The organism is Rhodococcus sp. O3 (assembly GCF_048897285.1).
In the GTDB taxonomy this organism is placed as follows: Bacteria; Actinomycetota; Actinomycetes; order Mycobacteriales; family Mycobacteriaceae; genus Rhodococcus.
On the sequence record NZ_JBMBTE010000016.1, the window covers coordinates 23,807 to 37,545 of the forward strand.

General features: G+C 68.0%; 13 protein-coding genes. 7 read left to right on the top strand and 6 right to left on the bottom strand.

Translation table 11 applies throughout. The annotated features are described in order from the left end of the window. The first annotated feature begins 33 nt into the window (after positions 1-33). The gene (locus ACN675_RS07545) at positions 34-1,074 is read left to right on the top strand and encodes a sigma-70 family RNA polymerase sigma factor (protein ID WP_420750257.1); all 1,041 of its coding nucleotides are present in this window, start codon (positions 34-36) and stop codon (positions 1,072-1,074) included. A gap of 64 nt (positions 1,075-1,138) precedes the next feature. Here ACN675_RS07545 and ACN675_RS07550 read toward each other — a convergent pair whose 3' ends face one another. The 3 genes from ACN675_RS07550 to ACN675_RS07560 form a co-directional block, all read right to left on the bottom strand. Continuing rightward, positions 1,139-1,276 (bottom strand): hypothetical protein, encoded by a 138-nt coding sequence (locus ACN675_RS07550; RefSeq protein WP_420750258.1) that lies wholly within the window; start codon positions 1,274-1,276, stop codon positions 1,139-1,141. 54 nt (positions 1,277-1,330) lie between these two features. Then, positions 1,331-1,495 (bottom strand): hypothetical protein, encoded by a 165-nt coding sequence (locus ACN675_RS07555; protein ID WP_420750259.1) that lies wholly within the window; start codon positions 1,493-1,495, stop codon positions 1,331-1,333. A gap of 841 nt (positions 1,496-2,336) precedes the next feature. Beyond that, on the bottom strand, positions 2,337-2,789 hold the full coding sequence (locus ACN675_RS07560) for a VOC family protein (protein WP_420750260.1): 453 nt from the start codon (positions 2,787-2,789) through the stop codon (positions 2,337-2,339). A gap of 163 nt (positions 2,790-2,952) precedes the next feature. Here ACN675_RS07560 and ACN675_RS07565 point away from each other — a divergent pair, with 163 nt between their 5' ends. The 4 genes from ACN675_RS07565 to ACN675_RS07580 all read left to right on the top strand — a co-directional run bounded on the left by ACN675_RS07565 (position 2,953) and on the right by ACN675_RS07580 (position 6,828). Next, positions 2,953-3,918, top strand: coding sequence for a pirin family protein (locus tag ACN675_RS07565; RefSeq protein WP_420750261.1), 966 nt, complete (start codon positions 2,953-2,955; stop codon positions 3,916-3,918). Positions 3,919-3,964: 46 nt separating this feature from the next. Then, positions 3,965-4,741: a pirin family protein gene (locus ACN675_RS07570; RefSeq protein WP_420750262.1), complete on the top strand. Its 777-nt coding sequence runs from the start codon at positions 3,965-3,967 to the stop codon at positions 4,739-4,741. A gap of 46 nt (positions 4,742-4,787) precedes the next feature. Continuing rightward, a complete protein-coding gene (locus ACN675_RS07575) occupies positions 4,788-5,720 on the top strand; it encodes a PaaI family thioesterase (protein WP_420750263.1) in 933 nt (310 codons plus the stop codon). Positions 5,721-5,811: 91 nt separating this feature from the next. Next, the gene (locus tag ACN675_RS07580; protein WP_420750264.1) at positions 5,812-6,828 is read left to right on the top strand and encodes a protocatechuate dioxygenase; all 1,017 of its coding nucleotides are present in this window, start codon (positions 5,812-5,814) and stop codon (positions 6,826-6,828) included. Positions 6,829-6,837: 9 nt separating this feature from the next. On the opposite strand, the gene ACN675_RS07585 is transcribed toward ACN675_RS07580, so the two are convergent. Next, entirely contained in the window at positions 6,838-8,025 is a 1,188-nt protein-coding gene (locus tag ACN675_RS07585) for a serine hydrolase domain-containing protein (protein WP_420750265.1), read from the bottom strand. Between the two features lie 154 nt (positions 8,026-8,179). Between ACN675_RS07585 and ACN675_RS07590 the strand changes: the two genes are divergently transcribed. Next, the gene (locus tag ACN675_RS07590; protein ID WP_420750266.1) at positions 8,180-10,153 is read left to right on the top strand and encodes a M13 family metallopeptidase; all 1,974 of its coding nucleotides are present in this window, start codon (positions 8,180-8,182) and stop codon (positions 10,151-10,153) included. A 99-nt stretch (positions 10,154-10,252) separates the two neighbouring features. On the opposite strand, the gene ACN675_RS07595 is transcribed toward ACN675_RS07590, so the two are convergent. Both ACN675_RS07595 and ACN675_RS07600 read right to left on the bottom strand, forming a co-directional pair. Continuing rightward, a complete protein-coding gene (locus ACN675_RS07595; protein WP_420750297.1) occupies positions 10,253-10,966 on the bottom strand; it encodes a M23 family metallopeptidase in 714 nt (237 codons plus the stop codon). 344 nt (positions 10,967-11,310) lie between these two features. Further along, complete coding sequence (locus ACN675_RS07600; protein WP_420750267.1) at positions 11,311-12,027, bottom strand: enoyl-CoA hydratase/isomerase family protein; 717 nt, start codon at positions 12,025-12,027, stop codon at positions 11,311-11,313. 139 nt (positions 12,028-12,166) lie between these two features. Between ACN675_RS07600 and ACN675_RS07605 the strand changes: the two genes are divergently transcribed. Further along, positions 12,167-13,699: an AMP-binding protein gene (locus ACN675_RS07605; protein WP_420750268.1), complete on the top strand. Its 1,533-nt coding sequence runs from the start codon at positions 12,167-12,169 to the stop codon at positions 13,697-13,699. Positions 13,700-13,739 lie beyond the last annotated feature (40 nt).

Genomic DNA, 13,739 nt, shown 5'->3' on the forward strand with positions numbered 1-13,739 from the left:
GAACATTCGTGTCGACCGAGGCGGGCAGGGGCCATGACCGAACAGGCGCTCGACGTAGTACAGGACATTCCGGAGTCGGTGGACGGTGCCGACGAGACCGACTTCATGAGCCGCGCGGATCCCTATCGCCGGGAGCTGCTGGCGCACTGCTATCGGATGAGCGGGTCGATCCACGACGCCGAGGACCTCGTGCAGGAGACCTATCTGCGCGCGTGGCGCGGGTACGAGAACTTCGGGGAGCGGGCGTCACTGCGGACGTGGCTGCACCGGATCGCGACCAACGTCTGCCTCACGGCGCTGGAGGGCCGTTCACGCCGTCCGCTGCCCACCGGCCTGGGCGCACCGAGCTCGGATCCCACGGAGGATCTGGTCCAGCGCCCCGAGGTGCCGTGGCTCGAACCGATACCGGGCACCTTCACCGACGACGGCCACTCCGACGACCCGTCCGATCCGGCCGTGATCGTCACGTCGCGGGATTCGATCCGGCTGGCCTTCATTGCCGCGCTGCAGCACCTGTCGGCGCGGCAACGCGCGGTGTTGCTGCTGCGGGAGGTGCTGCAGTGGCGGGCGTCCGAGGTCGCCGCAGCGCTCGGCACGACGACCGCCGCGGTGAACAGCCTCTTGCAGCGTGCTCGCGCACAACTCAACGAAGCCGAGGTCACGCGGGACGAACTCGCCGAACCCGACAGCGCCGAGACCCGCGAACTGGTCCAGCGATGGGTGGACGGTTTCGAGAACTACGACATCGACTCGATCGTCCGGATGCTCACCGAGCAGGCGGTCTGGGAGATGCCCCCTTTCGAGGGCTGGTACCAGGGTGCGGAGAACATCGGCACGCTGATCCGGGTCAACTGCCCGGCGAAGGGGCCCGGCGACCAGATCCTGATCCCGACGGTCGCGAACGGACAGCCGGCTCTCGGGCTGTACATGCGCGGCGAGGACGGGCAGCACCACCCGTTCCAGTTGCAGGTCCTCGACATCGTCGACGGCCGCGTCGTGCACGTGACCGCGTTCTTCGACGACGATCTGTTCGAGAAGTTCGGGCTGCCGCCCACCCCGCCGCCACGCGACTGATCACCCGGCCGACGCCGTCAGCAGTCGTGATCCACGACCTGCTCGGCGCCGGTGGTATCCGAGATCAGCCGTTGTAGTGGAACAGGGCGCCCGGGGTTGGGCGGCGCCGACGGCCGCGACGGTTCAGTGCAGCCTGCAGGGTCACGGTGCCGCCGATACCTCCGGCGAGGACGAGCAGCAGCGAGGCGACATTGAGGTTCACGGGCACTCCTTCGACGAAAAGTGACTGAGGCGAGAAAGCCGGGTGCGGCACCGATCAGCGCGTCGTCCTCGAACGAGAGCGGCGTCCGTCCGAGTCCTCGGCGTCGGTGTCGCCGAACATGGCCGCGATTCGAGCCTTGATCTCCGCGGTGCTGATCGCACCCGGACGGGCGACGCTGCCGGTCGTCGAGGACGTCCTGGAGCCGGTGGCGATGGTCATTGTGCAGATTCCTGCTTTCTCGGTTTCTCGTTCGAATTCTTTAGGTGAAAACTGTTGGGTCAGATCATGATCCAGGCAGCGGCGACCGTGAACAGGATCGCCAGCGTCGCTGCGAGAGCCACGCCCATCGATCCGGTGACGGCTCAGGAGGGAACGATCACGCACGCGGCGGAGGCGGTTGCGGCACGTACCCCCGATCCCAGCCGTCCGGCTTCGGATCGTGCCCGCGACCGATTGCCGTCTCGTCCCGAGGCGGTGCATTTGCCTCCACGGACGGAGCGAGCACCGCCGGTCGCGCGACGTACGTCGGACAGCCCTGCAGTACCCCCGGCACGGACGATGCTTCCGGGACGGACAGCGAATCGATCGGCGACATCGGCCACAGCTTCAGCGCACAAACCTTTCGAACCCCTTCTGCTCCCGAGCATCCGTCGGCAAGATCCCCTGCCCGAACGGCGGCATCAAACGAAATAACCGCAATTTCACTCCACAAACGCTGTGATGTGAATCACGGCAACTCGCGTGGACGTTCTTTCTACATGACAACGACCCGGCTCGGCCACTCGGACAATCGTCCAACTTCATTGATGCACCCGGTGCCACCTGCGGCAACGGTCGGAACTGCGCTTTCCCGCCCGGAAATTCCCAGCGAATTCGCCGGTACCGACAAATTGCACGTAATTTGCCGACACCGGGGAAATTACTCGCGCCAGACCACTTCGACATCAAATAATCGGCCCGACAGCGACACAGGAATCGAGAGGTCCGGAGCCCGCCGACAAAGGCCGCCGAACTCCGGCGCAACCGGACACCTCGGCGGCCCCGCCGAACGATCAACCATCTACGACTGCGCGGCCCCTTCCGCCTGCGGTCCCATCGCCGCTGCCGCCGCCTCGACGTCCATCCACGACACCTCCCACACGTGGTTGTCGAGGTCGCGGAACGCCCGGCCGTACATGAAGTCGACGTCCATCTCCGCCGACCCCGGCGTGGTCCAGTCGGTTCCACCGGCAGCGATCGCGGCGTCGACGAGGCGGTCCACGTCGGCGCGGCTGTCGGCGGAGACGGCGAGCAGCACCTCGCGGGCCTTGCCGGTGTCGCAGATGTCGTCGTTGATGAAGTTCCGGAACCGCGGTTCCTCGAGGAACATGATGTAGGTCTGCTCGTTGATCTCCATGCACGCGGTGTTCGCGTCGCAAAACATCTCGTTGAACGTGAAACCGAGTGCGTCGAAGAAAGCGCGGGTCGCGGCGACGTCCTTGACGGGGAGGTTGGCGAAGAGCATGCGGGACATGTGGGCTCCTGAGATTCGCGGCCCGCGCTGCGGGGCCGGTCGGTGCGGTCACATGGTTCGACTCGGGGGCGCGCAGAAACTCATCGCGCACGGCCCGGGAACATTCCGGCGACCGCCCGGGTTAGAGTAGTTGCACAGTCAATTACTTCGGGAGGAGCCCGCAATGCCCGCGGTCACCGTCGACAACATCCTGACCCTGCCCCGGATCGAGGCCCCGGCCCCCGATCGTCCCGCGCGCCCGGTGCTCGGGGTGCGCACCGCTCCGGTCGGCTTCGAAGGCGAGGGCTTCCCGGTCCGCCGCGCGTTCGCGGGGATCGACCAGCGTTTCCTCGACCCGTTCATCCACATGGACCAGATGGGTGAGGTCGAGTACGCACCGGGCGAGCCGAAGGGAACGCCGTGGCATCCGCACCGCGGCTTCGAGACCGTGACCTACATGATCGACGGCATCCTCGAGCACAAGGACTCGAACGGCGGTGGCGGCACGATCACCGGTGGTGACACCCAGTGGATGACGGCCGGCGCCGGCATCCTGCACATCGAGGCGCCGCCCGAGCACGTGGTTGTGAGCGGTGGTTTGTTCCACGGCGTGCAGTTGTGGGTGAACCTCCCCCGCGACAACAAGATGGCCCAGCCCCGCTACCAGGACATCGCCGGCAGCAACGTCGCGCTCGCGTCGTCGCCCGACGGCGGCACGCTGATCCGCGTGGTCGCCGGGGAGATCGGCGGCGTGCACGGCCCGGGCGTCACCCACACCCCGATCGCACTCGCCCACCTCACGATCGCGCCCGGCGCCTCGGTGACGTTGCCGTGGAACCCCGAGTACAACGCGCTCGCCTACATCCTGGCCGGCGACGGCATCGTCGGCACCGAGCAGGCACCGGCTCGTACCGGACAGACCGTGGTGTTCGGGCCGAGGGGCGACTCGATCACTCTGAGTGCTTCCACGACGCAGGATTCCCGCACCGATTCCCTCGAGGTGTTCCTCCTGGGAGGCAAGCCCATTCGCGAGCCGGTCGCGATGTACGGGCCGTTCGTCATGAACACGAAGGCCGAGATCATCCAGGCCTTCGAGGACTATCAGGCCGGCCGCCTCGGTTCGATCCCCGCCGAGCACGAGCAGCACTAGCTCTCGCTGCAACTACGCTGAAGCTCGCACCACCGAGAGGAACACCATGTCCCAGACCCCTCTGATCGACGTCCGCCGTGCAGCCGATCGGATGAAGACGAAGATCGACTGGCTGGATTCGAAGCACTCCTTCTCGTTCGGCCACCACTACGATCCGGACAACACCCACCACGGCCTGCTCCTCGTCAACAACGACGACATCGTCACGGCCGGAAAGGGTTTCGACACCCACCCGCACCGCGACATGGAGATCGTGACGTGGGTGCTGCGCGGCAGCCTGGTGCACCAGGATTCGATCGGCCATTCCGGCGTCATCTATCCGGGCCTGGCCCAGCGGATGAGCGCCGGCACCGGGATTCTGCATTCGGAGAAGAACGACTCGTGGCGTCTCGACGGCGTGACCGGTACGCGTGCCGCCGAACACGCGAACCCCGTGCGGTTCGTCCAGATGTGGGTGATGCCCGACGAGGCCGGCATCACCCCCGGGTACGAACAGCTCGAGATCGACGACGAACTGATGCGCGGCGGTCTGGTGCCCGTCGCATCCGGGATGGCGAAGGACCGCGACCACACGGCGATCCGGATCCACAACAAGTACGCGGGGCTGTCGGTCGCGCGACTGCAGCCGGACAAGACGGTGACCCTGCCCGAGGCGCCGTACCTGCACGTCTTCGTCGCCGAGGGCAGTGCCGATCTCGAGGGTGTCGGACCGCTCACCGAGGGCGACGCGGTGCGCCTGACGAACTCCGGTGGGCAGCGGCTGAGCACCACCACGGGAGCCGAGGTCCTGGTCTGGGAGATGCACGCGACGATCGGTCGCTGAGGGCCGCCACCCGGCCCTCACCGCTGACCCGTGATAGAGAGAACGGGTGACCATCAGCACCCAGACCGTCCCGCTCGACCGTCCCGTCACCGTCATGGGCATCACGCCGGAAGCCTTCTCCTCCGATTCCACGCAGATCGCCCAGACGCTCGGCCCGAGGCTGTTCGATCATCGCGGTGTCACCACGATCGGGTCGCTGGGTGTGTTCACCGACGTCGTGATCGGCGCGCCGGCCGCCGCCGCACTGCGGGATCGGGCCGGCGAGCCGGTCGGCACCGTCCTCGCACAGCTGAGTGTGTCGGCGGCGAACCGGTTCCCGGCTGGCGGCAGGATCGTCGGCACCGGCCGGGTCCTGCACACCGACGACGCAACGTCGCTGGCCGAAGCCGAGATCGTGGACGAATCGGACATTCTCGTCGCGCACGTCGTCGGCCGGGCCATGTCGGTCGGACGCGCACGCATCGACGACGCCGAGACCCTGCCGGACGCGGTAACGCAGAGCGTGCCGGAACCCGAGCCGTGGGACGGTCCGGAGTCCCTCTCCGGACGGTCCGGGCTCGGCATCGTCGAGGGCATCGCCGACGGCACGATCTCCCGGGGACCGCTGGCCGCGCTCCTCGGCCTGCGCGTGCAGCATTCCGAGCGCGGACGCGTCGACGCCCGCGTCACCCCGGCCGAGTGGATGGCCAATCGATACGGCTCGATCCACGGCGGTGTGCTCGTGTCCATCGCCGACACGATCGCCGGACTCGCCGCCCAGACCCTTCCCGAACAGGGCGGGCAATACCGGATCCTCAACCTCGGTATCGACTACCTGCGCTCCCCCGACGCTCCCGGACCCGACGTGCGGACCCAGGCCGAGGTCGTGCGGGCCGGACGCCGGCTGGCCACGATCGAAGCGCGGCTGACCGGCGAGGACGGCACGGTGTTCTTCCGTGCCCACGCGAACGCTCAACTGTTCGCCGCAAGCTCCGACTGAACCCGCACACAGGAACCTCCCAGGAATCTCACGACCGGCGTCCAGGGCCGCACGCCACGATGGAGTCACGATTTCGATATCGGGAGGAACCGTGAACAAAGACGTGGAGCTCAGCCGCAAACGGGTGAGCCGCCGCCGGGCACTGGCGCTCGGCGGAACCATCGGCCTCGGCGGCCTGCTCGCGGTCGCGTGCGGCACCGACAACGGCAGCAGCACCGCGACGACCACGGCCGGCTCCGCGACGACAGACGCGACCTCCGCCGGCTCGGGCAGCATCGAGGACCAGCTCAGGGCGCTCCTCGACCAGGCCCCGAACTGCGTGATGACCAGCGAGGAGACACAGGGGCCGTACTGGTTCGACGTCGACTCCATCCGTCGCGACATCCGGGAGGATCGCCCCGGGCTGGAACTGCAGCTCGCGCTCCGCGTGCAGGATCTGCAGAACTGCAGCGCCGACGGCTCCGCGAGCGCGGTCGCGAACGCGGTTGTCGAGATCTGGCACTGCGACGCCGGTGGCGTGTATTCGGGCTTCGAATCCGGATCGATCGCGGCCAACCAGGGCGGTGGGCGGGGTCCGGGACGCCCCGGCGGTACGCCGCTGCCCGGCGGACCCGGTGGGCCGGGCGGCCCTGGCGGACCTGGTGGACCTGGTGGCATGACCCCACCCGAGGGCATGGAACCGCCGGAAGGGATGGAACCGCCGAATAGTGGACCGACCGGTTCCGGAGAGACGTCGGACGGCTCGTACAGCGTCGGCGACCGCGAGGCCACCATGACGGACGACGGCACGTACCTGCGGGGCGCCCAGGTGACCGACGCGAACGGCATCGCGTACTTCACGACCATCTTCCCGGGCTGGTACGTGGGGCGCACGGTGCACATCCACGTCAAGGTTCACATCGACAAGTCGACGATGCTCACCACGCAGTTGTACTTCGACGATGCGCTCAACGACGAGATCTTCGCCGCCGTCGACCCGTACACCGAGCACACCGGGCGCGACACCCGCAACGACACGGACGGGATCTTCGACGAGTCCGGGATGACGACCGTGTCCCGGCAGCCGGATCGGGTTCTCGCCGCGATCAACCTCGGTATCGAGAGCTGACCCGGACGGTCACGCGACTCGGCGCGCGATGGACACCGCCTCGCCGCCGAGTCGCGGGAATCGCGCGTCCGAGATCGTCGTCGTCAGGTTGCTTCCGAGCCGGTTCGTCACGAATGCGACGGACAATCCGGTGTCGGGGTCCGCGAACGCGCCCGACCCACCGAACCCGTAGTGCCCGATGGAGCGTAAAGGCTGCTCCCGCAAGGCAACCCAACCGGGGTGATAGCCGAGCCGCCAGTTCGGCCGGATGCCGAGCACGTAGTCGCGACGACGCGTCTGCACCTCGACGATCTGCTCGATCGTGTCTTCCTTCAGAAGCCGAACCCCTTCGAGCGCACCGCCGTTCGCGAGCGCGCCGTACATGCGGGCGAGCGCGCGGGCACTGAACACACCGTTCCAGCCGGGCATCACGGCGTCGTGCGCGGACGGGCTGCGCATCAGCTCGTCGAAGCCTTCTGCCATGCCCGCTTCCGCGATGCCCCGGATTCCCGGCATCCGCGACATCACCCGCGCGGTGGTGCTCCACGACGAGGGCAGCGGGTTCACCTTGGGGAACACCGGGGCCAGGCGCCGCCGTTCGCTCTGCGGAACCCGGAACCAGAATTCGCGCAGACCCAGCGGTGCTGCGAGTTCCTGCTCCACGAGTTCCGGGAACGTCCGATTCGTCACGCGGCAGGCGATCTCCGCGACGAGGTTGCCGTAGGTGACCGCGTGATATCCGGGCCCGGACAGTCTGCGCCGATCGGGTGGGGCGGCGGCGAGCGCCTGGGCCACGGCCTCCGAATCCAGCAGGTCGAGGGGCCCGGGCACGAGTCCGCGCACGCGGTGCAGCCCCGCCCGATGCGACATCAGTTCGCGGATCGTGATCGCTTCCTTGCCGGCGGCACCGAACTCCGGCCAGTACGTGGCGACCGGATCGTCGTATTTCACCAGGCCGCGTTCGGCGAGACGGTGCAACACCGTGCTGGCCACGCCCTTGCCGGTCGAGAAGGACAACGCAATCGTGTCGTGCGCCCACCGCCGGTCGCGGCTCGCCCACCCTGCCCAGATGTCGAGGACCGGCTCCCCGTACAGATAGACGGCCAGGGCGCCACCGCCCTGCGACCGTGTACGGAACATCCGGAAGAATCGATCGGCGACCTGCAGGAATCGGGGATCGACGATCATCTCCGTCGACGGTACTGCATCCGCGGTCATGGCCGTGCTCTCCAGATCCTTCTCGTGTCGATGGCCCGTCCACGATCGTACGACCGGTATGCAACCGTCATCGGCGCGTTCGGTGCATCCGAGGCCGCCGGTTGTGACAGCACCCTTCTGCAGCGGTCCCCGTTTCGGTGTAAGGATGAAGCTCATGAGCATCGCCCAGCACTCGGAGGCACGGCACTCCGGCATCGACCTCAGCCACGTCGACGAGGGCACCCGCGCCCAGGACGACCTGTTCGAGCACGTCAACGGCCGTTGGCTCGCCACCCACGAGATCCCCGCCGATCGCGCGCTCGACGGCGCCTTCCGCACGCTCGCCGACAAGGCCGAGGTCGACGTGCGGACGATCATCGAGGAGGCCGCCGCCGCCGATGCCCCGGCCGGTTCCGACGCCCGGAAGATCGGCGACCTGTTCACCAGCTTCATGGACACCGAGCGAATCGAGGCGGCAGGCCTCGCCCCGATCGCCGCCGAACTCGACGCGATCGCCGGCGCGGCGGACCGGGAGGCGCTGGCCGCCGTCCTCGGACAGTTGCAGCGGGTCGGTGTGGGCGGCGCCGTCGGGCACTACGTCGACACCGATTCGAAGAATTCCGAGCGCTATCTCATGCACGTCGCCCAGTCCGGTATCGGGCTGCCCGACGAGTCCTACTACCGCGAGGACCGCTACGCCGAGATCCGCGACGAATACGTCGCCCACATCGGCCGCATGTTCGCGCTCGCCGGCCTGGACCACGATCCGCAGCGGGTTCTCGCACTCGAGACGAAGCTCGCCGGTGGACACTGGGACGTCGTCAAGCGCCGCGACGCCGACCTGACGTACAACCTGACCACCCTCGACGCACTGCTCACCGAGCACGCCGCTTTCGACTGGTCCGGCTGGATCGCGGGCCTCGGTTCGACGCCCGCGCAGTGGGCCGAGATCGTGGTCCGGCAGCCGAGCTTCCTGGACGTGTTCACCCGGGTGTGGACCGAGGAGTCGCTCGACGACTGGAAGACCTGGGCGACGTGGCGGGTGCTGCGGGCACGGGCCCCGTATCTCACCGAAGCGCTGGTGGACGAGAACTTCGCGTTCTCCGGACGCACCATGACCGGCGCGCAGGAGAACCGCGAACGCTGGAAGCGCGGCGTCTCGCTCGTGCAGGATCTGCTCGGCGAGGCCGTCGGCAAGCTGTACGTCGAGCGGCACTTCCCGGCCGAGGCGAAGGCACGCATGCAGGTGCTCGTGGAGAATCTGCAGGAGGCGTACCGGCGCAGCATCACAGATCTCGAGTGGATGAGTCCCGAGACGCGGACCGCCGCGCTGAAGAAGCTCGACAAGTTCACGCCGAAGATCGGCTACCCGGACGTCTGGCGCGACTATTCGGCCGTCACCATCGACCCCACCGATCTCGTCGGGAACTACCGCAGCGGGTACGCCGCCGAGTACGACCGGGATCTCGCGAAACTCGGTGGCCCGGTGGACCGCGACGAGTGGTTCATGACACCCCAGACGGTCAACGCGTACTACAACCCCGGCATGAACGAGATCGTGTTCCCCGCCGCGATCCTGCAGCCGCCCTTCTTCGACCTGCACGCGGACGACGCCGCCAACTACGGCGGGATCGGCGCGGTCATCGGCCACGAGATCGGCCACGGCTTCGACGATCAGGGCGCCAAGTACGACGGCGACGGCAACCTCGAGAACTGGTGGACCGATTCGGATCGTGAGGAATTCGGGAAGCGGACCGCCGCGTTGATCGCGCAGTACGACGAGTTCGAACCGAAAGCCCTTCCGGGACAGCGGGTCAACGGAAGTTTCACGATCGGCGAGAACATCGGCGACCTGGGCGGACTGTCGATCGCCTTGAAGGCCTACGAGATCGCGTTGGACGGCGAACCGGCACCGGTGATCGACGGGTTGACCGGTCTTCAGCGGGTGTTCTTCGGTTGGTCCCAGGTGTGGCGCACCAAGGTTCGCAACGAGGAGGCGACCCGCCGTCTCGCCGTCGACCCGCACTCGCCGCCGGAATTCCGGTGCAACGGCGTGGTGCGGAACATCGACGCCTTCTACGACGCGTTCGACGTGAATCCGGGCGATGCGCTGTATCTGGAACCGGAAGCGCGCGTGAAGATCTGGTGACACACGAACGGCGGCCGCCCCTCCTGTCATGGAGGGGCGGCCGCCGTTGTCCGGTTCGTGGATTCGCGTTACCGCGAACACGGGATCATGGTGCGGCGCTCAGCCGCGATTCGCTCCGGGGATCGGGATTCCGCGTGCGGCGAGCCACGGCGCCGGGTCGATCTTGGTGCCGTTGGCCTGCCACACCTCGTAGTGCAGGTGCGGGCCGGTGGACTGGCCGCGGTTGCCCATGGTGGCGATCTGGTCGCCGGCGCGGACCGGCTGCCCGGCCCGGACGAGCGACTGGTCGATGTGGCCGTAGACGCCGATCGTGCCGTCGTCCTGCTGGACGCGCACCCACAGCCCGAAGCCGGACGCCGGGCCGCTCTCGATCACGGTGCCGTCGGTGACGGCCCGGATCGGGGTGCCGATCGCGTTGGCGATGTCGACACCGTTGTGGTTCGTCCCCCAGCGCGGACCGAAGCCCGACGTGAAGGTGCCGTCGGTCGGGAACGACACTGCCGGACGACGCGCCGCCTCCTCGCGGGCGATGCGTTCGGCCTCTTCGCGGGCGTGGCGTTCCGCTTCCTCGCGGGCGATCCGCTCGGCCTCGGCCTTCTCCTGGGCGAGGCGCTCGGCTTCGCGCTGCGCGGCCTGTCCGAGCTGCTCGACGTAGACCGACAGGTCGGTGCGGGGCACGGCGAGCACCTGCGGTGCGGTGACGCTCGCTGCAGCCGTGGGGTTCCATCCCGCAGCTTCGACGGACGCGGCCTTCGGGGTTGCGTTCGCCGCGACGGTCCCGGCGCCGAGGAAGGCACCGACGGCCAGCGGTATCGCGACGAGCCCACCGGCGACTCGGCCCTTCCGGGAACGGGCGGGGGAGGACTGGGTGTTGCTCGGGTTGTAACGCAAAACGGTTTCCTTGTGTCGAACGCCGATCGGTAACAAACAGATCACGGTTTCGTCACAGGCTACAACGGCTCCTGCGTTTTCGGCGTGGCGCGCTTGACAGCGACGCGTTCAAGAGTCCGATTTACCCGAAGCTTGGCACCTCGTCGGTCACACTTGTCCCCTGCTGGTCACAGAAGCAACACGAGATCCACCCCCAGATGTGGCCGACGTCACAGTCGAACTACGGCTGATCGCGAGCCTTTCGTCCCGAAGCAGGCGAGGCCTGCTCACTTGCTCCGATTCAGAACCTTCTCGGCAGCCGCCCAGTGCTCGTCCTTCACCCACAGGTGCGCGAAGGCGGAGATCGCCTCCTCCGCCGACACCCCGGCCAGCACCCGCTTGATCTCCCCTGCCGGGTCGTTGGCGAGCGCGCGGGCGAGCGAACGCCAACCCTCCTCGAACGCCGCGCGCGGCAGCACCCGGTCCAGCAGACCCAGCCGCTCGGCCTCGAAGGCGTCGAGCACTGTGCCCGAGCCGGCTAGCATGAGCGCTCGCCCGCGGCCGACCAACGCGGAGAGCCGCTCGGCACCGCCCCACGCGGGCATGATCGCGAGCGACACCTGGTTGAAGCCGATCTTGATGTCGTCGGCCGCGATCCGAATGTCCGCGGCCACCGCCACCTCGGCGCCACCGCCGAGCGCGTGACCGTTGAGCGCGGCGACGACCGGGGCCGGGAAGGCCGCGATCCGGTCGCACACCGTCCGCATCTGACGGGCCATCTCGGCCGCCTGCTCCACGGTCCGGAGCTTGCTCAGTTCCTTGAGGTCGCCGCCGGAGACGAACGCGCGGTCGCCGCCACCGCGGATCACGAGCGCCTTCGCGCCCTCGGCCTCGTCGAGGGCCTTCTCCAGCTGTTCCATCGTCTCCGGCGCGATCGCGTTGCGTGCCTCCGGCCGGTCGATGGTGATGACCGCCAGGCCCTGTTCAAGCTCGAGATCGACCATGCGCTGCTCTCCGTTGCGATATTGGCATTCTGATTTTCGGAGAATAACATGCTCGCACAGCTGAAAATCGATCGGACCGACGCCCGCCGAGGCTCCGTGCAGTCCTCGGCGGCCCTATCCCGGGCATTGGAGCTCTCGCATGCGGCATATCCCCACCGAACTGGTCACGCGCTACGAGCAGGAGGGGTGGTGGACGAACGAGACACTCGGGGACATGCTCGGCCGAGGTCTCGCAGCCGCACCCGATGTCGAGTTCCGGGTGCACTCGGCCGCGCGGCCGTGGTCGGGAACCGTCCGGGACGTCGAGCTGGTCGCCCGCCGGCTCGCCGCCGGACTCCGGGCCCGCGGGGTCGGCCCGGGTGACGTGATCGCGTTCCAGTTGCCCAACTGGATGGAGGCCGCCGCGGTCTTCTGGGCCTCTTCCTTCCTGGGTGCGACCGTGGTCCCCATCGTCCACTTCTACGGACGCAAGGAAGTGGGCTACATCCTCGAGCAGACGAACCCGAAGGTGTTCGTCGCCGTGGAACGGTTCGGGCGGGCCGAGTTCCAGCCCGACCTGTGCAAGCACGTCCCCATCGTCGGCGTCGTGGGCCGCGACTTCGACGACCTGCTGAGCGACGAACCGATGGAGGGCATCGTCGCGGCCGACCCGGACGGAGCCGCGCTGATCGCGTTCACGTCCGGCACCACGAGCGCCCCCAAGGGAGTGGTGCACAGTCACCGCACCCTCGGCTGCGAGACGCGCCAGCTCTCGGCCCGCTACCCCGCCGATCGCGGCAAGCAGCTCACCGCGGCACCGGTCGGTCATTTCATCGGCATGGTCAACGCCTTCCTCATTCCCGTGATCGACGGGTCGCCCATCAATCTCGCCGACGTCTGGGACCCCGGGCAGGCCCTGGCACTGATGAAGTCCGACGGACTCACCGTCGGCGGCGGCGCGACCTATTTCGTCACGAGCCTGATCGACCATCCCGATTTCGGCGAGGAGCACCTGCCGTTCATGCGGTACGCGGGCCTGGGTGGATCGTCCGTCCCGGCGGCCGTGACCACCCGGCTCGCGAAGATGGGCATCTGCGTCTTCCGCGCGTACGGGAGCAGCGAGCACCCGTCGATCACGAGTTCGCTCTCGACCGCCCCGGAGGACAAGCGCCTGTTCACCGACGGCACGCCGGCGCCCGGTGTGGAGATCCGCCTGGCCGAGGACGGCGAGATCCTCAGCCGCGGACCGGATCTGTGCGTCGGCTACACCGACCCCGAGCTCACCGCCGCGGCGTTCGACGAGGACGGGTGGTACCACACCGGCGACATCGGTGTGCTCGACGACGACGGCTATCTGACGATCACGGATCGCAAGTCCGACATGATCATTCGCGGCGGAGAGAACATCGCCGCCCTCGAGGTCGAGGAAGTGCTGCTCACGGTCCCGGGTGTCGCCGAGGCCGCGGTGGTCGCGGTGCCGGACGACCGGCTCGGTGAGCGTGCCGCCGCCGTCCTCCGCCTGCACGAGGGCGCGACGATGCCGACGATGGACGAAATCCGCAACCACTTCGACCGCTCCGGAATGGCCAAGCAGAAGTGGCCCGAGCAGGTGCACCGGGTGGACGACTTCCCGCGCACCGCGAGCGGGAAGGTGCAGAAGTACCTCGTGCGCCGGGGCCTGAAGACCTCGTGAAGAGGACCTCGTGAGCCTGGGCATTGCCACACCCCAAGAA

Coding starts and splice junctions, on each gene's coding strand:
- ACN675_RS07545 (WP_420750257.1), top strand. CDS start 34: ATGACCGAACAGGCGCTCGACGTAGTACAGGACATTCCGGAGTCGGTG.
- ACN675_RS07555 (WP_420750259.1), bottom strand. CDS start 1,495: ATGACCATCGCCACCGGCTCCAGGACGTCCTCGACGACCGGCAGCGTC.
- ACN675_RS07560 (WP_420750260.1), bottom strand. CDS start 2,789: ATGTCCCGCATGCTCTTCGCCAACCTCCCCGTCAAGGACGTCGCCGCG.
- ACN675_RS07565 (WP_420750261.1), top strand. CDS start 2,953: ATGCCCGCGGTCACCGTCGACAACATCCTGACCCTGCCCCGGATCGAG.
- ACN675_RS07570 (WP_420750262.1), top strand. CDS start 3,965: ATGTCCCAGACCCCTCTGATCGACGTCCGCCGTGCAGCCGATCGGATG.
- ACN675_RS07585 (WP_420750265.1), bottom strand. CDS start 8,025: ATGACCGCGGATGCAGTACCGTCGACGGAGATGATCGTCGATCCCCGA.
- ACN675_RS07590 (WP_420750266.1), top strand. CDS start 8,180: ATGAGCATCGCCCAGCACTCGGAGGCACGGCACTCCGGCATCGACCTC.
- ACN675_RS07600 (WP_420750267.1), bottom strand. CDS start 12,027: ATGGTCGATCTCGAGCTTGAACAGGGCCTGGCGGTCATCACCATCGAC.
- ACN675_RS07605 (WP_420750268.1), top strand. CDS start 12,167: ATGCGGCATATCCCCACCGAACTGGTCACGCGCTACGAGCAGGAGGGG.